The sequence below is a fragment of the Sphingomonas sp. genome (assembly GCF_042095875.1).
Classification (GTDB): Bacteria; Pseudomonadota; Alphaproteobacteria; order Sphingomonadales; family Sphingomonadaceae; genus Sphingomonas.
The window spans coordinates 1-20,749 of the sequence record NZ_JBELMJ010000047.1; the positions used below are offsets into that span (position 1 = coordinate 1).

The 20,749-nt window shown below is 69.9% G+C and carries 20 protein-coding genes; 6 read left to right on the plus strand and 14 right to left on the minus strand.

The features are described from left to right. The first annotated feature begins 28 nt into the window (after window positions 1-28). A complete protein-coding gene (locus tag ACFDS6_RS14015; RefSeq protein WP_375272711.1) occupies window positions 29-388 on the plus strand; it encodes a hypothetical protein in 360 nt (119 codons plus the stop codon). Between the two features lie 134 nt (window positions 389-522). After that, a complete protein-coding gene (locus ACFDS6_RS14020; protein WP_375272712.1) occupies window positions 523-1,779 on the plus strand; it encodes an MFS transporter in 1,257 nt (418 codons plus the stop codon). 80 nt (window positions 1,780-1,859) lie between these two features. Here ACFDS6_RS14020 and ACFDS6_RS14025 read toward each other — a convergent pair whose 3' ends face one another. The 3 genes from ACFDS6_RS14025 to queF form a co-directional block, all read right to left on the minus strand. Then, on the minus strand, window positions 1,860-3,140 hold the full coding sequence (locus ACFDS6_RS14025; RefSeq protein WP_375272713.1) for a glycoside hydrolase family 130 protein: 1,281 nt from the start codon (window positions 3,138-3,140) through the stop codon (window positions 1,860-1,862). A gap of 50 nt (window positions 3,141-3,190) precedes the next feature. Further along, on the minus strand, window positions 3,191-5,464 hold the full coding sequence (locus ACFDS6_RS14030) for a glycosyltransferase (RefSeq protein WP_375272714.1): 2,274 nt from the start codon (window positions 5,462-5,464) through the stop codon (window positions 3,191-3,193). Between the two features lie 127 nt (window positions 5,465-5,591). Further along, complete coding sequence (gene queF, locus ACFDS6_RS14035; protein WP_375272715.1) at window positions 5,592-6,044, minus strand: preQ(1) synthase; 453 nt, start codon at window positions 6,042-6,044, stop codon at window positions 5,592-5,594. A gap of 84 nt (window positions 6,045-6,128) precedes the next feature. Between queF and ileS the strand changes: the two genes are divergently transcribed. Genes ileS through ACFDS6_RS14050 form a run of 3 tightly spaced genes read left to right on the plus strand, consistent with a single transcriptional unit; the run spans window position 6,129 to window position 10,055 of the window. After that, window positions 6,129-9,065 (plus strand): isoleucine--tRNA ligase, encoded by a 2,937-nt coding sequence (gene ileS / locus ACFDS6_RS14040; protein ID WP_375272716.1) that lies wholly within the window; start codon window positions 6,129-6,131, stop codon window positions 9,063-9,065. Then, complete coding sequence (gene lspA, locus ACFDS6_RS14045) at window positions 9,062-9,586, plus strand: signal peptidase II (RefSeq protein ID WP_375272717.1); 525 nt, start codon at window positions 9,062-9,064, stop codon at window positions 9,584-9,586. The genes ileS and lspA overlap by 4 nt, the downstream gene beginning before the upstream one ends. Further along, complete coding sequence (locus ACFDS6_RS14050) at window positions 9,579-10,055, plus strand: DUF3035 domain-containing protein (protein WP_375272718.1); 477 nt, start codon at window positions 9,579-9,581, stop codon at window positions 10,053-10,055. The genes lspA and ACFDS6_RS14050 overlap by 8 nt, the downstream gene beginning before the upstream one ends. Before the next feature lie 128 nt (window positions 10,056-10,183). Here the strand turns inward: ACFDS6_RS14050 and ACFDS6_RS14055 are convergent, their stop codons facing one another. The 11 genes from ACFDS6_RS14055 to ACFDS6_RS14105 all read right to left on the minus strand — a co-directional run bounded on the left by ACFDS6_RS14055 (window position 10,184) and on the right by ACFDS6_RS14105 (window position 19,849). After that, complete coding sequence (locus tag ACFDS6_RS14055) at window positions 10,184-11,488, minus strand: mechanosensitive ion channel family protein (RefSeq protein WP_375272719.1); 1,305 nt, start codon at window positions 11,486-11,488, stop codon at window positions 10,184-10,186. Further along, window positions 11,485-12,690, minus strand: a complete 1,206-nt coding sequence (gene metC, locus ACFDS6_RS14060) for a cystathionine beta-lyase (RefSeq protein ID WP_375272720.1) — start codon at window positions 12,688-12,690, stop codon at window positions 11,485-11,487. Before metC ends, ACFDS6_RS14055 begins: the two co-directional genes overlap by 4 nt. After that, window positions 12,687-13,532 carry a sulfurtransferase gene (locus ACFDS6_RS14065; RefSeq protein WP_375272721.1) on the minus strand — a complete coding sequence of 282 codons (846 nt, stop codon included), beginning with the start codon at window positions 13,530-13,532 and terminating at the stop codon, window positions 12,687-12,689. Before ACFDS6_RS14065 ends, metC begins: the two co-directional genes overlap by 4 nt. Window positions 13,533-13,763: 231 nt before the next feature. Next, a complete protein-coding gene (locus tag ACFDS6_RS14070) occupies window positions 13,764-15,305 on the minus strand; it encodes a cryptochrome/photolyase family protein (RefSeq protein WP_375272722.1) in 1,542 nt (513 codons plus the stop codon). A 25-nt stretch (window positions 15,306-15,330) separates the two neighbouring features. Then, window positions 15,331-16,257, minus strand: a complete 927-nt coding sequence (locus tag ACFDS6_RS14075) for a bifunctional riboflavin kinase/FAD synthetase (RefSeq protein ID WP_375272723.1) — start codon at window positions 16,255-16,257, stop codon at window positions 15,331-15,333. Window positions 16,258-16,305: 48 nt separating this feature from the next. Beyond that, a complete protein-coding gene (locus ACFDS6_RS14080; protein ID WP_375272724.1) occupies window positions 16,306-16,773 on the minus strand; it encodes a dihydrofolate reductase in 468 nt (155 codons plus the stop codon). A 24-nt stretch (window positions 16,774-16,797) separates the two neighbouring features. Next, window positions 16,798-17,553, minus strand: a complete 756-nt coding sequence (locus ACFDS6_RS14085) for an SDR family NAD(P)-dependent oxidoreductase (protein WP_375272725.1) — start codon at window positions 17,551-17,553, stop codon at window positions 16,798-16,800. 12 nt (window positions 17,554-17,565) lie between these two features. Next, window positions 17,566-18,492 (minus strand): thymidylate synthase, encoded by a 927-nt coding sequence (gene thyA, locus ACFDS6_RS14090; RefSeq protein ID WP_375272726.1) that lies wholly within the window; start codon window positions 18,490-18,492, stop codon window positions 17,566-17,568. A 10-nt stretch (window positions 18,493-18,502) separates the two neighbouring features. Next, on the minus strand, window positions 18,503-19,246 hold the full coding sequence (locus tag ACFDS6_RS14095) for a 16S rRNA (uracil(1498)-N(3))-methyltransferase (protein WP_375272727.1): 744 nt from the start codon (window positions 19,244-19,246) through the stop codon (window positions 18,503-18,505). After that, on the minus strand, window positions 19,246-19,410 hold the full coding sequence (locus ACFDS6_RS14100) for a hypothetical protein (protein WP_375272728.1): 165 nt from the start codon (window positions 19,408-19,410) through the stop codon (window positions 19,246-19,248). Before ACFDS6_RS14100 ends, ACFDS6_RS14095 begins: the two co-directional genes overlap by 1 nt. Before the next feature lie 4 nt (window positions 19,411-19,414). Next, window positions 19,415-19,849: a DUF2147 domain-containing protein gene (locus ACFDS6_RS14105; protein ID WP_375272729.1), complete on the minus strand. Its 435-nt coding sequence runs from the start codon at window positions 19,847-19,849 to the stop codon at window positions 19,415-19,417. Window positions 19,850-19,947: 98 nt separating this feature from the next. On the opposite strand from ACFDS6_RS14105, the gene ACFDS6_RS14110 reads away from it, so the two are divergent. Then, a partial coding sequence (locus ACFDS6_RS14110; protein WP_375272730.1) for a 4-hydroxybenzoate octaprenyltransferase occupies window positions 19,948-20,749 on the plus strand: 802 nt, incomplete at its 3' end.

Consider the following 20,749-nt stretch of genomic DNA (forward strand, 5'->3'; position numbering starts at 1 on the left):
GCGCGGCGCAGGCCCGACCGGATGATCCATGACCAAGCAAGCGACCGCGTGGAACGAGGCCGACGTCCGAACCTGGCTGACGAGCCGGATCGCCGCCGCACGCGCCGATCAGGTCGCCGCCGAGCGCCACGGCCGGGACCGGCAGGACGATTGCGACCTGGCGGCGGCGGAGGAGATGGTGTGCGCGTCGCTGTGCACGAACGCGGCGACGAGCAGCCAGGCGACGTTCACCGCCGCGCTCGACGCGCTGCTGGAGCGGGACGAGTATATCTGGCGCGGGGTGTACGACGACCGGCGCTTCGACCGCCACGTCCGCACCGCGATCAGGAAAATCCGCAAGATGGCGAAGACCAACACCGGCTTCGACCGGCTGCTGCGCTACCAATAGCAGCGCGTCCCGGCATTTAGTGCCGGGGCGGTACCTTTCCACTTAACGGACGTTAAGCCGGCGCTCGCGAAGGTCGCGGGCGGGAGGCGATCATGGCGAGCCGTACCGCGTCGTTGGGCAATCGAACGGAAACCGTGAGCCAGCACGGTGGCGGGGCGGGAAGCGGGCGCACGCTCGACGCGATGAACTTCTTCCTGGCGGACGTGCGCGACGGGCTTGGGCCGTATCTCGCCATCTATCTGGTCGCGGTGCGCGGGCCAGCGCACGGGTGGAACGAGCAGACCGTCGGCCTCGTGCTGACGATCGCGGGGATCGTCGGGTTGCTGTCGCAGACGCCCGCGGGCGGATTGATCGACCGCAGCCGCAACAAGCCGCGCGTGGTGATGATCGCGGCGCTGCTGGTGACGCTGAGCAGCCTGTCGCTGCCCGTCGTCAGCGGCTTCGCGGTGGTGACGGTGACGCAGTCGATCGCGGCGGCGGCGGGCACAGTGTTCGCGCCGGCGATCTCCGCGATCTCGCTGGGGATCGTCGGGCCCAAGCTGTTCGCGGCGCGCGTCGGGCGCAACGAAGCGTTCAACCACGGCGGCAACGCGGTGTCGGCGGCGCTGGCGGGCGCGCTGGCGTGGAAGTTCGGACCCGTCGTCGTGTTCTGGATGATGGCGGTTTTGACCGCGCTGAGCATCGCGGCGACCGCGCGGTTGAACAATCGCGACATCGACGATGCGGTCGCGCGCGGGCTCGACTGCGAGCCGGACGAGGATTGCGAGACCGAGAGCGCGTGGCGCACGCTGCTGGAGAACGGGCCGCTGCGCACCTTAGCCGCCATCGCCTTCGCGTTCCACCTCGCCAACGCGGCGATGCTGACCTCGGTCAGCCAGCAGCTCGCGCGGATGGTGGGCAAGGACCTGGCGACGTCGCTGACCGCGGCGTGCATCGTGGCGGCGCAGCTGGTGATGGTGCCGGTCGCGCTGGTCGCGGGGCGCAACGCGGACCGCTGGGGCACCAAGCCGATCTTCCTCGTCGGCTTCGCGTTCCTCTGCCTGCGCGGCGTGCTCTATACTTTGTCGAGCGATCCGTGGTGGCTGGTCGGGGTGCAGGCGCTCGACGGCGTCGGCGCGGGCATCTTTGGGGCGCTGTTCCCGATCGTGATCGCCGACCTGACCAAGGGCACGGGACGGTTCAACGTCAGCCAGGGCGCGGTCGCGACCGCGCAGGGGCTGGGCGCGGCGCTGTCGGCGTCGCTCGCCGGCGCGATCATCGTGCGCGCGGGCTATTCGATCAGCTTCCTGACGCTGGCGGCGATCGCGGGGGCGGGGTTGCTGCTGTACCTGTTCGCGATGCCGGAGACGAAGACACGGGCGAGTAAAGGCCGATCCTCGGCGCCACGATGACGGGTGGGAGAGAGTCGTAGCGGTGCGTGTCGACCCTACCCACCCCCGGCTCCTCCCTTCCAGGGAGGGGAGCAGAAGAGTCACATCGCCTTTAGCAGTTCCGCGATGTCGACGAAGGCGAAGCCGACCGAGCTGTCGGCGATGCCGTAGGGCATGAACAACTTGGTCCCGTGGCGCATCGCGCCGCAGGTGTAGACGACGTTGGGCACGTAGCCCTCGCGGTCCTGGTCGGCGGCGGCGAGGATCGGTTGCTGGGTGCGGCCGATCACCTTTGACGGGTCGTGCTTGTCGAGCAGCGCAGCGCCGATCGAGTATTTGCGCATCGCGCCCACGCCGTGGGTCAGCAGCAGCCAGCCCTCGTCGATCTCGATCGGCGGGCCGCAATTGCCGATCTGGACGAACTCCCACGGATATTCGGGCTTGAGGATCAACTGGCCGTCGTCCCAGTGGGTCAGGTCGTCGGTCGAGAGCAGGTAGAGGTTCTCGCCGTCCTGTCGTCCGATCGACAGGTAGCGACCGCCGACCGTGCGCGGGAACAAGGCGATACCCTTGTTGCGCGCGGCGGTGCCGGTCATCGGCACGAGGTCGAACTGGCGGAAGTCGCGCGTGCGCAGCAGCTCCGACTGGATCGTCGCGCCGTTATAGGCGGTGTAGGTGCCGAGCCACTCGACCGTGCCGTCATCGTGCGTGAAGTGGACGAGGCGCAAGTCCTCCAGCCCCTTCGACTGCGCGTCGGTGATCGGGAAGATGACGGTGCCCGACAGCGTGCTGTCGCGGTGGCGATAGACGGTGACGGGGCCGACCGGCGCCTCCTCCTCGTCATTGCCGACCGCGTCGGCGGCGGTCGCGAACGGCGGCTCGGGCGCGAGCTTCAGCTCGTTGTCCTCGCCGATGATGCCTTCGCGGAAAGCGACGGAGGAGATGTGCCCCTCGCCGACCGAGCGCAGACTCATCAGGATGCGCTGCGACCCCGGCGACATGCCCGACTGGTCGGGATGCGGCACCGCACTGGGGTTCATCAGCGCGGCGGCGGCATAACTGTACTCGTGGCAGAAATAGGCGCCGATCAGTTGGCGCTTCTCATCGTCGATCTGACTGCCGTCGAGCCCGTGCGCCGAGGCGATCTCGTCGTAGCGCGTCATGAACACGCGCCGCGTCTGCCAGTGACGCGCCTCGAAGTCCTTGAGCACGAGGTCGAGCTGATCGCGCGCCTGCTGCGCGTCCATCTCGAGCACTTCGTTGATAAGGCGCTGCGACCGGCTGATCCCGCTGCCGTTGGCGAGCCAGCCGATGTGGAACGGACGCACCACGACGCGCGACGGGTCGGCGTGAAGCCGCAGCCGATGATTGAACAAGTTCAAGAGAGATACGCCTCGCGAAATCGTCCTTGCGTTTGCGCGACGCGTTTCGGCTACGCGGCCGCGCGCGCCTTCCCTGCCACGGCTCCGGCTCGCTTTGAAAGCCCCGAAATCGCGCAACTCGCCAATTGCAGCGCCAGGATGCTCTCCGCCCCCTGGTTGCGGTTCAATCCGGCAGGCATCAGACCGTCGAAGCAGCCGCCGTCGCGCGCGGTGGCGAGCGGCAGGTCGAGGTCGTTGGCGCCCAGGAACCAATTGTACGCGCGCGTCGCCTCGGCGAGCCAGTGGCGGTCGCCGGTCGCGTCGTACGCGGCGGCGCACGCCTCGACCGTGCCCTGCGCCTCCAGCGGCTGCTGGTCGTAGGGCAGCGGCTCGGCATATTCGCGACCGAAGCTCTCCGAGCCGACCGCGCGGAAATGACCCTCGGGCGAGGTCTGCTTCGCCATGATCCAGCGCAGCGTCTCGATTCCGCAGTCGATCAGCTCCTGACGCCCGAGCGCGGCGCCGGCGCGGATCAGCCCCTCGGGCAGGCGCGCATTGTCGTAGGCGAGCACGATCTCGAACCAGCCCCACTCGGGCCGCCGCGCCTCGCTCAGCAGCGCGAGGTGCTGCGCGGGGAAGCGTTCCAGTATCTCGAGCGCGAGCGGGTGGTTGGGCGACGCCTCCAGCATTGACGCCGCGCCCAGCATCGCGAAGGATTGCGCGCGCGGGCTGCCGAGCTCGAAGGCGAGGCTCGCGGTCATGTCGAACATCGCGGTCGCCCAGTCGCGGTGCTTCGCCTCCGCCGCGTCGCGCGCGGTGACGCCTAGCGCCCAGAGCGTGCGGCCGTTCGAATCCTCCGAGCCGACCTCCTCGCACCAGGTGCGGTCGAAGTTCATGAAATTGCGGAAACGACGCTTGTCGGGGTTCCAGGCATATTGGACGAACGACGCGTAGATCGTCATCCACTTGTCGCGCGTGACCGCGTCGACGTCGGCCATCTGCGTCGTCAGGATCAGCGCGCGCGCGTTGTCGTCGATGCAGTAGCCGTGGCGGCGGTCGGGGATCGAGAAGATCGAGTGCTGGAGCATGCCGGTCGAATCGCTCATCCGCTCGACAGCGGCGAGGTCGGCGGGCAGTGCCTTGAGCGTCGCCGCCGGATTGGCGGCGAGCCGTTTAGGGTGCGCCGTGATGCTGCGTGCGATTTCGTTCATGGCCTTCTCCGCCACGGCGGGCCAGATCATGGTGCGCCCCCGTGCATAGGCGCGCTGCGAGAGCCGGCCCAGGTTGCGCTCGCTGCCGAGCAGGTCGTTGATCTCGCGCGCGAAGGCGGCGACATCCTTGAAGTCGACGAGGACACCGTGGCCATCCGCCAGGATCTCGGTCGCGTGGACGTAGGGCGTGGAGATCACCGCCTTACCGACGCCCACCGCGTAGGAGAGCGTGCCGCTCGTGATCTGCGCGGGGTTGAGGTACGGGGTGGCGTAGATGTCGGCGGCCTGGAGATAGTCGATCAGGTCGTCGTGGTCGACGAACGCGTCGATGAACGCGACGTTGTTGTCGACGCCCAGGCTCGCGGCGAGCGCCTTCAACCGATCGCGGTACGCCTCCCCCTCGTGCGCGACGAGGCTGGGGTGCGTCGCGCCGAGCACGACATAGGCGGCGTCCGGGTGGCGCGCGACGACCGCGGGCATCGCCTCGATCACCGTCTCGATCCCCTTGCCGGGGCTCAAGAGGCCGAAGGTGAAGATGATGCGCTTGCCCTGCCAGCCGAAGCGCGCCTTGAACGCGTCGGGCGAGACGAACGCGCGGTCGGGCACGCCGTGCGGGATCACCGCGATCGAGGACGGGTTGGCGCCGTAGACGCGCTGCAGGATCTCGCGACCGCGCTCGGCCATGACGATCACCTTGGCGGCGCGGCGCAGCAGTCCTTCGAGCACTGCGCGCTCCTGCGTGCCCGGCTTCTCCAGCACGGTGTGGAGCGTGACGATCAGCGGCACGGTGGTGCGGTCGAGCAGTTCGAGGATGTGCGCGCCCGCATCGCCGCCGAAGATGCCGTACTCGTGTTGGAGCCACAGAGCCTGCGCGCCGCTCGCCTCGATCGCACGGGCGGTCGAGACATAGGCCGCGCGGTCGTGCTGCGCGATCGCGCCCGTCACCGCCTCGGGATATTCGTAGCGGCCGGGGTGGTCGTCCATCGCGTAGACGTCGACGCGGGTGTCGGGAAAACGCTTTCGCAGGGCTTCGTACGTGTCGGTCGTGAACGTGGCGATGCCGCACTTGCGCGGCAGGAAATTCCCGATCAGGGCGATATGCTTGACCGCGCCCGGTTCGACCGACTGCTTCATCCTTCTACCTTTGCTGGTTCAGCGGCGCCCGCGACGGACCACCGCTCGCTACAACAAACGTGCCCGTGAAGCTTTGGTTGCACTCGCTTACCGCAGTGCAACATAGATCAAGCTGATCGCCGAACGGTCAGCCGCGCCCGCGATAGCCCGCAACCCCCTGATCGGGCAGCCATAACCCCTCGGGTGGCGTGCCCGACTGCCAGAACACGTCGATCGGCATGCCGCCGCGCGGGTACCAATAGCCGCCGATGCGCAGCCAGCGCGGGCGCATCTCGCGGAACAGCCGCTCGCCGATGCCGACGGTGCAATCCTCGTGGAATGCGTTGTGGTTGCGGAAGGAGCCCAGGAACAGCTTCAGCGACTTCGACTCGACGATCGTGTCGGCCGGCACGTAGTCGATCACGAGGTGCGCGAAATCGGGCTGGCTCGTCACCGGGCAGAGCGAGGTGAACTCGGGCTGGGTGAAGCGGATCAGGTAGGTCTGGTTCGGGCGCGGGTTGGGGACGTAGTCGAGCACCGCCTCGTCGGGCGAGGTAGGTAGCGGCACGGACTGGCCGAGGTGGGTGGGGGCAAGGGTCATGCGCGGCGAGATAGGCGCGCGCGCCGCCCGCGTCACCTGCCGGTTTGTTTCGCGCGCGCCCACGCGCTAAGGCGCACCCCGATCATGGCCGACCAACCCGACACCAAGCGCGACTGGCGCGACACCGTCTTCCTGCCGAAGACCGACTTTCCGATGAAGGCGGGCCTCGCGCAGAAGGAGCCCGCGATCCTGGCGCGGTGGCAGCAGATGGGGCTGTACGACCGATTGCGCAGCGAGCGTGCCGGGCGCGAGCGCTGGATCCTGCACGACGGCCCGCCCTACGCCAACGGCGACATCCACATGGGCCACGCGATGAACAAGGTGCTGAAGGACGTGATCGTCCGCAGCCGCTCGCTGATGGGATACGACGCGCCCTACGTGCCGGGCTGGGATTGCCACGGTTTGCCGATCGAGTGGAAGGTCGAGGAAGCGTATCGCGCCAAGAAGCTCGACAAGGATCAGGTGCCGGTCGACCAGTTCCGCGCCGAGTGCCGCGCCTATGCCGACAAGTGGGTCGCGGTGCAGGCGGACGAGTTCCAGCGGCTGGGCGTGATGGGCGACTGGGCCGACCCGTACCTGACGATGAAGTACGCGGCCGAGGCGACGATCGCCGGCGAATTGCTCAAGTTTGCCGAGAGCGGCCAGCTCTACCGCGGGGCGAAGCCGGTGATGTGGAGCCCGGTCGAGAAGACCGCGCTCGCCGAGGCCGAGGTCGAGTATGAGGACGTGGTGTCGACGCAGATCGACGTGGCGTTCGAGATCACGGAAGCGCCGAACGCGCCGGAACTGGTCGGCGCGCACGCGGTGATCTGGACCACGACGCCGTGGACGATCCCGGTCAACCAGGCGTTGGCGTATGGGGAGGATGTTGAGTACGTCGCCATCTCAGATGGCGGCAAGACTTACATTCTTGCACGAGACTTGATCGGCCAAGCGGGAGCGCGTGGTTGGCTTGACACTACGAACCTAGAGAAGCCGATCTGGTCTGGTAAGGGCTCGCAACTCGAAGGCGCCCTCGCTCGCCATCCGATGCACCACCTCGGCGGGTTCTTCGCCAAGCCGCGGCCGTTGCTGCCGGGCGACTTCGTGACGACCGACGCGGGTACCGGGCTCGTCCACATGGCGCCCGATCACGGCGAGGACGATTTCCTGCTGTGCAAGCAGTACGGGATCGAGCCGGTGTTCGCGGTCGACAGTGCGGGCTTCTACCGTGCCGACTGGGCGTGGCTGGGTGGCCAGGGCAGCGTCATCAACAAGAAGTTCGTGGCCACCGATGGTCCGATCTGCTCGAACCTGCGCGAGGCTGGGGCGCTGCTGGCGGCGTCGGATGATTTCAAGCACTCTTATCCGCATTCGTGGCGGTCGAAGGCCAAGGTGATCCAGCGCGCGACCCCGCAATGGTTCATTCCGATGGACCTGCCGGCGGGTCAGGCGCGGGCGGCGGGCTTGGCGGATAAGCCCTCTCCCCTTGGGGGAGAGGGTTTGGGTGAGGGGCTGAGCGGAAATGCTGCGCTCGGTGAGACTTCGGCCCCTCACCCAACGCTCTCCCCTGAGGGGAGAGGGTTAGAAGGGAACGCCCCCACCCTGCGCAATCTCGCGCTCGACGCGATCGCGCGGACGCGGTGGGTGCCGGCGCGCGCGGAGAACCGGATCACCGCGATGGTGGAGGGGCGCCCCGACTGGGTGATCTCGCGCCAGCGCGCCTGGGGCGTGCCGATCGCGCTCTACGTCCACCGCGCGAGCGGCCAGTACCTCGCCGACCCGGCGGTCAACGCGCGCATCCTCCACGCGTTCGAGGCGGGCGGCGCGGACGCGTGGTTCACCGCGGACCACCAGACGCTGCTGGGCGATCAGTATGGTCTGGCCGAGTACGAGCCGGTCAACGACATCCTCGACGTGTGGTTCGACTCAGGCTCGACCCACGCCTTCGTGGTCGAGGCGCGCTACGGCGAGGGCACGCGCGCGAACCTGTACGTCGAGGGGTCGGACCAGCATCGCGGCTGGTTCCAGTCATCGCTGCTGGAGAGCTGCGGCACGCGCGGGCGCGCGCCGTACGACGCGGTGCTGACGCACGGCTTCGCGCTCGACGGCAAGGGGCGCAAGATGTCCAAGTCGCTCGGCAACGTCGTCGATCCGCTGAAGATCATCGGCGAGAGCGGCGCGGACATCCTGCGGCTATGGGCGGTGTCGACCGATTATTTCGACGACATCCGTATTGGCAAGGAAGTGCTGGCGACCGCGTCGGACGCGTATCGCAAGCTGCGCAACACGTTCCGCTACCTGCTGGGCGCGCTCGACGGGTTCGGCGAGGACGAGCGCGTCCCGGTGGCGGACATGCCCGAGCTGGAGCGCTACGTGCTTCACCTGCTGCACAAGCTCGACCTGGAGCTGCGTAGTGCGGCGGACGCGTTCGAGTTCAACCGCTACACGCGCGCGCTGACCGATTTCTGCAACGAGGACCTGTCGGCGTTCTTCTTCGACGTGCGCAAGGACTCGCTCTACTGCGACGCGGCCGGCGACACGAAGCGGCGCGCGTACCGGACGGTGCTCGACACGCTGTTCCACGCGCTGGTGCGCTACGCCGCACCGGTGCTGGTGTTCACCGCCGAGGAGGTGTGGCAGGCACGTTTCCCGAACGCGGACGCGTCGGTCCACCTGCTCGAATGGCCCGAACTGCCCGAGCCGGCGGCGGAGGATATCGCGCAGCGCTGGCGCGAGGTGCGCGCGCTTCGCGAGCGCGTGACCGAGGCGATCGAGCCGCTGCGGCGCGAGAAGACGGTGCGATCGAGCCTGGAGGCCGAGGTGACGGTGCCCGAGGCGCCGCTGCCGCTCGACGCGCTGGCCGAGGTGTTCATCGTCGCGAAGGTGAGCGCTGGCGACACGGTCGACGTCGCGCGGACCGATTACCATAAGTGCGGGCGCTGCTGGCGGCACCTGCCCGAGGTGCGCGAGGACGGCGAGCTGTGCGCGCGGTGCGAGGACGTGGTGGGTGTCGAAGCGACGAACGGGGTCGCGGCATGACGCGGGTGACGCCCCGCGCCGGGCTGGCGCTCGCCGCGGTCGTGCTGGTGGTGGACCAGCTCAGCAAGTGGCTCGTCACCGGGCCGCTGGGCATCGACTTCCTCGGCGCGTCGCGCACGCTGCTGCCGATCTTCGACCTGCGTTTCGTGCAGAACAACGGCGTGTCGCTGGGGATGCTGCGCGCGGAGACGGCGACGATGCGCTGGCTGCTGGTCGCGTTCACCGGCGCGATCGCGGTGGCGGTGGCGGTGTGGATGTGGCGCGAGCCCAAGCGCGGCGACCAGCTCGCGCTCGGGCTGGTGCTGGGCGGGGCGATCGGCAACATCCTCGACCGCGTGCGGCTGGGCTACGTGGTCGACTTCGCCGACCTGCATTTCGGCGAGTGGCGGCCGTTCCTCGTCTTCAACATCGCCGACGCCGCGATTACGATCGGCGTGCTGATTCTGCTGGTGCGCGCGCTCCTGATCCGCGACAAGCCGGACGAGATTTCGAAGAATCCCTCGGAGAACGTACATGCGTAAGTTGGTGGTCACGGGCGCGGCGCTCGCCGCGGTGGCGTCGCTGTCGGCGTGCGGCAAGAGCGGTTACGACCGCGCGCGGCCCGACGAGTTCGCGGTCGCGCGCCAGGCGCCGCTGGTGATCCCGCCCGACTTCTCGCTGGTCCCGCCGCAGCCGGGTGCCGCGCGCACGCAGGGCACCAACACGCAGGGGCAGACGCTGGAGGCGCTGTTCGGCACGCCCGCGCCGCGCAGCCAGGCCGAGGCAGGCGTGGTCGAGCAGGCGGGCGGCGACGTCGCGCAGCCCGGTATCCGCAGCGCGGTGGGCGACCCGCAGACCAACGTCGTCGACAAGGGCCAGACGACGCGCGACATCATCGCCGCGCCGCAGGGCGACGGCCAGGGCGCGCGCGCGGTCGCGGGCGGCGCCAACGCCGGCGCGACGCAGGCGACCGCCCCCTCCCCCGCGGCGACCCCGACGCCGCAGCAGTAAGGCGACTGCGCCTCACCTACCCACGTCACCCCGGACTTGATCCGGGGTCCCGCTTCTTCGCGAACGGCAGCAGAAGGCAGCGGGATCCTGGACCAAGTCGGGGATGACGGGTCAAACCGCGCCGGCGATCACGCGCCGGGCGCCTGCTCCCCGACCTGCGGCATTTCCTTCGGCCACGACCGGACGTAGATGTCGCGCTGCGCGAAGGGGATCTCGATCCCCGCGTCCTTGAACAGCACCCACAAGCGGTTGAGCACGTCCGATCGGACGTTGCCGACCCCGCTCTCCGGATCGCTGATCCAGGCGAGGATCTCGTGCTCCACCCCGTCGTTGCCGAACGCGGTCAGCCACACGTTGGGCTTGGGGCTGGTCAGCACGCGCGGGCTGTCGCTCGCCGCCTTCATCATCAGCGTCTGCGCGAGTTTCAGGTCGCATGAGTAGGCGACGCTGACCGGGATACGCACGCGCACGTTGCGGTCGGTGAAGGACCAGTTCTCCACCTCCTGCGTCATCAGATTCTCGTTGGGGATCAGATGCTCCTTGCCGTCGCGCGTCACCACGCTGACCGCGCGCACCCCGATCTTGTTGACCCAGCCGAAGCTGTCGCCGACGACGATCACGTCGCCCGGCTTGATCGAGCGGTCCATCAGCAGGATGATGCCCGCGATCAGGTTGCCGACGGTCTTCTGCAAACCGAAGCCGACAGCGAGACCCACCGCGCCCGAGAAGAAGGCGAAGGCGGTCAGGTCGATGCCTGCGAAATCGATGCCGAAGAAGAACGCCGCGACGATGATGCCGATGCTCGCCAGCTTCTGCGCCAGCAATCGCTGCGTCGCATCAAGCGATCGCGCCTGCCCGATCGTGTGGGTGACGACGCGGTTGGCGAGGCGGACGCCCGCGAAGATGACGATCGCGATGACGAGGATGTAGATCAGCGCGAGGAGCGACAGGCGGCGGCGACCGACGTTGAAGCCGACCGCGTCAAGCGTGTCGGTGATCGGCCCCAGCCCGCCGACCGCGCGGCTGAGCAGCGCCACGAACAGGATGGTGGAGAAGGTGTAGGTCGCCCAGCGCGGCATGCCGAGCCCGCGCAGCACCGCGTGCGCGAGCGCGGCGGCGGCGGCGCCCAGCGCGATGCCGATCGGCAGTCCCGCCCAAGGAACCCAATCGTGCGACACGAGCACCAGCGCGAGCAGCAGCACGGCGCTGCCGTGGCGCAGGATCGCGGCCATGCGGCTCCACAATCCCTCGCCATGGTTGGCGACGTGCGCCTTCCACCAGGTGGCGGCGCGCGGCCCCACCACGCGGCCCGCGGTCAGCCCGAGCAGCAGCGAGACGAGCACCAGCCCGCCCGCGATCGCCATCTCGAGCAGGTCGAATTGCCCCGGCAGCGCGATGCCGTTCTCGTTCAGCCAGTCGGTGGCGAAGTTCATGCCCGCGCGTCCCGGAACGCGGCGAGCCCGCGCGCGAGATCGGCGATCAGGTCGGCCGGGTCCTCCAGCCCGATCTGCAGCCGAACGAGCGGGCCGCCGAAGTCTGGCGTGGTCGCGGTGCGATGGCGTGCCGGGTCGACCGGCAGCGCGAGGCTCTCGAACCCGCCCCAGCTGTAGCCGATGCCGAAATGGTCGAGCGCGTCGATCAACGCGGCGCGCGATCGCTCGTCGCCACCCGCCAGCGCGAAGGAGAACAGCCCCGACGCGCCGAGGAAGTCGCGCGCGAACGTCTCGTGCCCGGGGCAGGAGGCGAGCGCCGGGTGGAGCACGCGCGCGACCTCCGGCTGCTCCGAGAGCCAGCGCGCGATTTCCAGCGCGCTCGCCTGGTGCTGGCGCAGGCGCACCGCCATGGTACGCAGGCCGCGGCTGCCGAGCCAGGCGTCATCGGGGCTGGTGACCTGGCCGAGTTGAAAGCTGGTGTCGCGAAGGCTCGCGAAGCGGCCGGGGCCGGCGGTGACCGAGCCGAGCATGACGTCGGAGTGGCCGACGACGTATTTGGTGCACGCGAGGATAGAATAGTCGACGCCCTTGCCGATCGCGGGAAAGAACAAGGGCGTCGCCCAGGTGTTGTCGAGGATCGTCGCGATCCCGCGCGCCTGCGCGACCGCGACGATCGCGGGCACGTCCTGCACCTCGAAGGTCAGGCTGCCGGGCGATTCCATGAAGATCGCGCGCGTGGCGGGGCCGATCAGCTCGGCCATGCCGGCGCCCACCAGCGGATCGTAGAAGCGCGCGGTGATGCCGAACCGCTTGAGCAATCCGGTCGCCATCGCCCGCGTCGGGTCGTAGGCGCTGTCGGGCACGAGCAGCTCGTCGCCGGGCGAGAGCACCGCCATCAGGCAGGCGGCGATCGCGGCGACGCCCGAGGGGTAGAGAAAGGTTCCCTCCGCACCCGGCTCCAAGCTGGTCAGCGCGTCGGCGAGGCTCCACTGCGTCGGTGTGCCGCGGCGGCCGTAGAACAGCCGGTGGTGCGTGTCGGCCGCCCCGCTCGCGCGCAGGTGCGCGACATCGTCGTAGAGGATCGTCGAGGCGCGCCAGACCGGCGTGTTGACGACGCCTGCGGTCCACTCGCGCCGGCGCCCGGCGGTGACGACGTGCGTGTCGGGGTGCGTGTCGGGGCGGAGGTCTTCGTGGTCGCTCATGCGTCACCCGCCGCCTTGGGAGTGGAGGGGTCGGCGCCCCACTCGCTCCAGCTGCCGTCGTAGACCGCGGCCTCGTGGCCCAGCAGGTGCGCGGCGAAGGCGAGAATGCTGGCGGTGATGCCCGAGCCGCAGGTCATCACCATCGGGCGCGCGGGGTCGACCCCCGCCGCAGCAAAGGCGTCGCGCAGGTCCTGCCCGCGCTTCCACGTGCCATCGGGGTTGAAGACCTGCTTGTACGGCAGGTTGCGCGCGCCGGGCATGTGGCCGGGGGCGACGCCCGCGCGCGGGTCGGCCTCCGCGCCGGTGAAGCGCGCTCGCCCACGCGCGTCGACGACCTGCGCGTCGCCGTCCAGCGCGGCGCGGACCTCGGCCATGTCGGCGATGTCCCTGCCCTGCGCGCGCGGGGTCGCGTGGCGCGGGCGGACGATGTGTTCGCCTGTCTCGATCGGTCGCCCCTCCGCGCGCCACTTGGTGAGACCGCCGTCGAGGATCGCCACGTCGGTGAAGCCGAACGCGCGCAGCATCACCCAGGCGCGCGCCGCGGTGACGTGCGAGGCGTCGTCGTAGAGGACGATCCGCACCCCGTCGCCGAGTCCGGCGCGCGCCATGCGGCTGGCGAAACGCGCCGCGTTCGGCATGGTCGAGGGCAACGAACTGTCGGGGTCGGAGAAGCCGGCCAGGTTCATGAACACTGCGCCGGGTATGTGCCCCACGTCAAACTCCGCCGCGGCGTCGCGCTTCGGCTCGCCGGGCAGGTCGATGTGGTAGCTGGCGTCGGCGACGCGCAGGTCGCGGTCGGCCAAGTGATCGGCGAGCCACTGGGTGGAGACGAGCGGGTCCATGCCGGGCAGCATAGCGGGGTATGGGGATGGCGCCAGTGGCGGGGTGCGGCGGCCGGGTAAGGGAAAGCGGGATACCGGATCAAGTCCGGGACGACGTCGGGGTGCGACACCGATCGGGACCTGATCTACGCTGCAATCACGAGGTTCTCGTGCGCAACCCACCCACCCTCGACTCCTCCCTTTCAGGGAGGCGAGTCCCCCTAGGCGTGAGGGCTCGCCTGGCCACCAGGTTCAATAAGGCGGGCCGCTCGCGTCGAGTTGGTCGAGGAACGTCGCCGCCTGCGCGCGGGTCTCGGCCCGGCTCTCGGGCTTCATCCGATCCCAGGTGCGGTACGGCATCGCCATGCGGCGGTTGGGGCGGAGCTTGTCCTCGTTGCGGGCGAGGAAGTCCCAGTAGAGCGCGTTGAACGGGCAGGCATCCTCGCCGACGCGCTTCGATACGTCGTAGCGGCAGTTTGCGCAGTAATCCGACATGCGGTTGATGTACGCGCCCGAGCTCGCGTAGGGCTTCGAGCCGAGCAGCCCGCCATCGCCGAATTGGCTCATGCCGAGCGTATTGGGCAGCTCGACCCATTCGTAGGCGTCGATATAGACTTCGAGGTACCACAGGTGGACCTGCTTCGGGTCCGCCCCGATCAGCAGCGCGAAATTGCCGGTGACCATTAGCCGCTGGATATGGTGCGCGTGCGCGGTGGCGAGCGTCTGGCCGAGCGCCTCGCGCAGACAATGCATGTCGGTCTCGCCGGTCCAGTACCAGTCGGGCAGCTGGCGCGTGTTGCCGAAATAGTTGCGCTCGATGTAGTCCGGCCCCTCGCGCCAGTAAATGCCGCGCATATACTCGCGCCAGCCGAGGATCTGGCGGACATAGCCCTCGACCGAGTTGATCGGTGCCTTGCGCGCGCGGTACGCCGCCTCGGCGCGGCGGCACAGGTCGAGCGGATCGAGCAGCCCGGCGTTCAGATAGGGCGAGAGGATCGAGTGCCACAGGTGGCGCTCGCCGGTCAGCATCGCGTCCTCGTAATCGCCGAACTTCTCCAGCGCGTGCGCGAAGAAAGTGTCGGCCTGCCGCGCGGCATCCTTGGCGGTGACGGCATAGTCGAAGCCATCGAGCGTGCCGGGATGGTCGGGGAAGCGCGCGGCGACTAGGTCGAGCACGCCCTGCGTCGTCTCGTCGGGCTGGAACGCGAGCGGTTGCGGCATGAACAGGTCGTGGCTCGCGGGCTTGCGGTTCTCCTTGTCGAAGTTCCACTGCCCGCCCGCAGGGTCTGCACCGTCCATCAGCACGCCGGTGCGCGTCCTCATGGCGCGGTAGAAATACTCCATCGTCAGCACCTTGCGCGACGCGGCCCAGTCCTCGAAGTCGGCGTGGGTGGCGATGAAGCGGTCGTCGGTCCGGATGTCGACCGGCACGCCGAACAAAGTCTCCCAAGCGTCGAGCATCGCAGCGACGCGCCACTCGCCCGCCTCGGTCACGACGATGCGGTCGGGGGCGTGGCGCGCGACCGCGCGCGCGACCTCGCCGGTGAAGCTGCCGCTGTTGTCCGGGTCGTCGAGGCGGACGTAGTCGACCTGCCAGCCCGCCGCGCGCAGCGCCGCGGCGTGGTGGCGCATCGCGGAGAGGATAAAGGCGATCTTCTGCTTGTGGTGGCGGACGTAGGTCGTCTCGTCGGCGACCTCCATCATCAGCACGACCGTATCCGCCTTGTCCGCCGCGGCGAGCGAGGAGAGCGTCGGGGTGAGTTGATCGCCGAGAACGGGGACGAGCGTGGTCATGCGCGTCCTAACGCATGTTGCGGCGTCAGCGCTCCAGGATCGCGCGGGCGCGCGCGCAGTCGGCGTCCATCTGCGCCATCAGCGCATCGAGGCTATCGAACTTTGCCTCCGGGCGGAGAAACTCGATCAGCTCGACCTCGATTGCCTGGCCGTAGAGATCGCCGGAGAAGTCGAAGAAATACGGCTCGAGCAGTTCCTTCGGCGGCTCGAACTGCGGGCGGATGCCGAGGTTGGCGGCGCCGTTCAGCACGTGGCCGTCGGCCAGATGCCCGCGCACCGCGTAGATGCCGTAGGCGGGGCGCAGGTACTTGCCCATGTCGAGGTTGGCGGTCGGGTAGCCGATCGTCCGGCCGACCTTGTCGCCGTGCTGCACCACGCCCGAAATCGCGAACGGGCGCGTGAGGAGGCGCGCCGCGCCCGCCGGATCACCGGCGCGCAGCAGCTCGCGGATGCGGGTGGAGGACACCGTTTCGCCGCCGAGCGCGACCGCGCCGACCGTCTCCGCGGTGAAGCCGAGCGCGCCGCCGAACGCGGCGAGACCCGCCGCGTCGCCGACCTTGCCCTTGCCGAAGGTGAAATCCTCGCCCGTCACGACCCCCGCGACCTGGAGCCGATCGACCAGCCGCTCGCGCACGAACGCTTCCGCGGTCAGCGCGGCGAACGCGGCGTCGAAGGAGAAGACCACCATCGCGTCGGCACCCGCCGCGGCGAACAACCGCTCCCGCTGGTCGAGCGTGGAGAGGCGGAACGGCGCCGCGTCGGGGCGGAAGAAGCGCACCGGGTGCGGATCGAAGGTGGCGACGAGCGCGGGTCGTCCTTGCGCCCGCGCGCGCTCCACCGCGCGCGCGACGACCGCCTGGTGGCCGAGGTGAAATCCGTCGAAGTTGCCGAGCGCGACGACGCCGCCGGCGAGGTGCGGCGGGACCGGGGCGCTGCCGTCGAGGCGCTCCATGCCGCGCGCTCTAGGGGGCGCGGTGCCGGGCGGCAAGTCCGTGGGCGCTCACCGCTCGAGCCGGACGAAGCTGTAGGCCGGGCGCGTGCCCTCGGCCGGGTGGTCGGCGCGCGACACCTCGCGCCAGCCGGTGAACGCGGGCACGATCGCGTCGCCCTCGGGTGCCGCGTGGACCTCGGTCAGCTCGATCGCGTCGGCGCGGGGCAGGTAGAGCGCGAAGATCTCCGCGCCGCCGATCACCGCGACGTGTGCGCCGGCGATGCGCAGTGCGGCGGCGGAGTCGTGGACGACCTCCGCGCCCGGCGCCTTCCACGTGCGGTCGCGCGTCAGCACGATGTGCCGGCGGCCGGGCAGCGGCGCGGGGAAGCTCTCGAACGTCTTGCGCCCCATGACCATCGCGCGGCCGGTGGTCAGCGCCTTGAAATGGCGCAGGTCGGCGGGCAGGTGCCACGGCAGCTTGCCATCGACGCCGATCACGCCGTTCGTCGCGCGGGCGAGGACGAAGGTGACGCTCAAAGCGACTGCCTCACAGTGACTGCCTCACAGGGACTGCCCGTCGTCGACGTCGATCACGCTGCCGGTGACGTGCGCCGAGGCGTCGGAGGCGAAGAAGGTCAGCATGTCGTCGAGCGCGTCGATCGGCAGCAGGCGGCGGCGGTGCCACCCTTCGATCTGCGCGCGGCCACCCTCGGTCGCGAACCAGTCGCGGTTGATCTCGGTCTGGATGTAGCCGGGCTGGATCGTGTTGACGTTGATGCCGGTGCGCACCCACTCGCGCGCGAAGTTGCGCCCGAGATGCGCGACCGCGGCCTTGCTCGCCGCGTAAGCCGCGTCGCCGGTCGCGGTCTGGTGCGCCGTCATCGAGCCGATCAGCACGACGCGGCCGTGCCCCCGCTCGCGCGCACCCGCCGCGATCAGGCGGCGCGCGCCCTCGCGGACGGTCAGGAACACACCGGTAAAGTTGGTGTCGATCGTCGAACGGACGAGGTCGGCGGAAAGGTCGGTCGAGCGGCCGGGGTTGGCCTGCCCGGCGTTGGCGACGATCGTGTCGACGGTGCCGAAGCGCGCCTCGGCGGCGTCGTACGCGGCGGCGATCGAGTGCTCGTCGGTCACGTCGATGGCGAGCGGCAGCGCGGCGTCACCCAGCCGGTCGGCGAGCGCCTGGACCCGGTCGACGCGGCGCGCGCCGATCGCGACGCGGGCGCCGCGCGCGACGAACAGCTCGGCGAAATGCGCGCCCAGCCCCGAGGAGGCGCCGGTGATGAGCGCGACGCGCCCGCTCAGGTCGAATGCCATCGCTCCCTCCCCTTACACCGCGACCGGCGCGGCGATGTGCGGGTGCGGATCGTAGTCGACGACGCGGAAATCGTCGATCGCGTAGTCGAAGATCGACGGCGGACGACGCAGCAGTTCCAGCCGCGGATGGCCGCGCGGCTCGCGCGCCAGTTGCTCGCGCACCAGATGCTCGTGGTTCAGGTAGATATGCGCGTCGCCGCCGCTCCACACCAGCTCGCCGGGCAAGAGGTCGCACTGCTGCGCCAGCATGTGGACGAGCATAGCAGCGGAGAAGGCGTTGAACGCGAAACCGAGTCCCAGATCGCACGAGCGCTGCCACAGCAGCCCCGAGAGCCGGCCGTCGGCAACGAAGAACTGATAGGTCATGTGGCACGGCGGCAGCGCCATCCCGCTCAGCTCGGCGACGTTCCAGCCGGTGAACAGCAGCCGGCGCGACGAGGGGTTAGTGCGGATTGCGTCGACCAGCTCCGCGATTTGGTTGATGCCGGCGTCGCGACGGTAGAGGTCGTCGCCGGCGGGCTGGTACGTCGGCCAGTCGACCCATTGCTTGCCATATACGGGGCCCAGGTCGCCCCACTCGGCGGCGAACGCGTCGTCGGCAAGGATGCGCGCCTCGAACGCGTCGCGGGTCACCTGTTCGCCGGTCGCGCGGCGGTAGCGGTCCAGCGGCCAGTCGGTCCAGATGTGGACCTTCTGCTCGACCAGCGCACGGATGTTGGTGTCGCCAGTCAAGAACCACAGCATCTCTCGCGCGGCGGTCTTCCACGCGACACGCTTGGTGGTGAGGAGCGGGATCGCGCCGCCGTTAAGCGAGAAGCGCAGCTGCGGGCCGAAGATCGCGCGCGTGCCGACGCCGGTGCGGTCGCGGCGCTCGTCGCCCTCGTCCCACACACGGCGCAGGAGGTTCAGATACTGGTGTTCGTAGTGCGAGTCGGTCACGCCGCCGCTGCTACCGCCAGTCACCCGCCGACGCCATCCATAGCGCGACCGCCGCCGCGGCGGCGGTGTCGGCGCGCAGGATGCGGGGGCCGAGCGCTATGCCGATCGCCTGGGGAAGTGCGCGGATCGCGGCGCGCTCGTCGTCGTCGAAGCCGCCTTCGGGACCGATCAGGATCGCGCCCGCGCCCGGGGCGCCGCGCATCGCCTCCGCGGCAGGCGTGCCGCCCAGTTCGTCGGCGAAGAACAGGTGGCGCCCGGCCGGCCATTCGCGCAGCAGCGCGGCGAGCTTCACCGGCTCGGCGACCGTGGGCACCGCGGTGCGGCCGCACTGCTCGGCCGCCTCAACCATGTGCGCGGCGAGCCGTTCGGTATTGGGCTTATCGACAACGGTTCGCCTGGTGACGACGGGAACGAGGCGCGCGACGCCCAGCTCGCACGCCTTCTCCGCCATCCAGTCGACCCGGCCCTTCTTCAACGGCGCGGCGCAGAGCCACAGGTCGGGGACCTGCTCAAGCGGGGCGAGCTGCCGCTGCACGTCGAGCGTCACGTCGCGGCGCGCGACGTCGGTGGCGACCGCGAGCCACTCGCCGCTCGCGCCGTCGAACAGCTTGACCGGATCGCCCGGCTTCATCCGCATCACCGAGACGAGGTAATGCGCCTGCGGGCCCGACAGCGTCAGCGCGCCGACGCCGAGCGGCGCTTCCACGAACAGCCGCGGGGTCGAGCGCGGCGGCCAGGCCGGGGTGGCTCCCATCATTTCCTCCGTCCGCGCCCGATCAGCCAGCGCGCGACGAGAAACAGGATCGCGCCCGCGAGCACAACCCCCAGCACCGCGCCGGTTACGACCCCGGCAACGCGGACGATCGCGAAGAACAGCGCCTCGAAGAAGCGGCCGATCGCGACCGAGATATGGACCATCGGCTTACCTGGCCGCGACGCGGGTCCAGGTCTGCGACTTGCACAACCCCGGCAGCACGCAGCCGGTGCCGACCAGCGTGTTCGCGCCCTGCAATGACAAGGTGCCGGCGAACTCCTGCCCCAGATCGGGAACGAAAACCGTTCCCTGCCACACGCCACCGGCGCCGCGGCGGAAGTCGCGGAACAATTGCGTGCCGATCAGCCGGTCGGTGCCGCCCGCCGCCGCGTCGTCGCGCGCGCGCTGGTCGGCGGCGACCACGGTACCGCACAGACCCGCCCCGCACGGCGCCACGCGGATGCGCACGCTGTCGCGCGCGTTGCGCCACGTACCCGCGGGGCTGGCGGCGGGGCTGGCGGCCGGCGCGGCAGCGGCCGGCGAAATCGCTAGCGAGGGCGCGGCGACGGCGACCGCGAGGGCGGTGAGGATCAGGCGCTTCATGGATCGGCACATAAGCGCGCAATCGGCCGTATTTAAGGCCGCGGGCGCGACGATCATCGGCTTGGCTACGCGGCGCGATTGGCGGTAGGGACCGCGGCGTGACTGCCTCTCCCACCTCCGACATCACGCCCGACAGCGAGCATCGCGGGCTGGTCGCGCGGCTGCCGCAGCGCTTGCGGGGGTTCGCGCTGCTCGCGCGGTTCGATCGGCCGATCGGCTGGTGGCTGCTGTTCTGGCCCGGCGCCTGGGCGGTGGCGCTGGCGGGAGGCGCGGTGGCGCGCTGGGACCTGATCCTGTGGCTGCTCGTCGGCGCGGTCGCGATGCGCGGCGCGGGCTGCGTCTACAACGACATCGTCGACCGCGACCTGGACGCGAGCGTCGCGCGGACGCGCAACCGGCCGCTGGCGAGCGGCGCGGTGTCGATGCGCGCGGCGTGGGTGTGGCTGCTGCTGCTGTGCCTGGTCGGGCTGATCGTGCTGCTGCAACTGCACCTGCCCGCCGCGATCGTATCCGTCGCGGCGATCCTGCCGGTCGCGGCCTATCCGTTCATGAAGCGGATCACCTGGTGGCCGCAGGCCTGGCTGGGGCTGGTCTTCTCCTGGGCGGCTCTGGTCGGGTGGACCGAGGCGTGGGGCTGGCTGAGCGCGGGCGGCGTGCTGCTCTACGCCGGCAGCATCTTCTGGGTGGTCGGCTATGACACGATCTACGCGCTGCAGGACCGCGAGGACGACGCGCTGGTCGGCATCCGCTCGTCGGCGCTCAGGATGGGGCGGCACGTGCGCGGCGGCGTGGGCGTCTGCTACGCGCTGGCGCTGGCGCTGTGGGCCGCGGCCTTGTGGCAGGTGCGCGCCGATCCGCTGGCGCTCGCCGCGCTGCTGCCGGTCGCGGGGCATCTGGCGT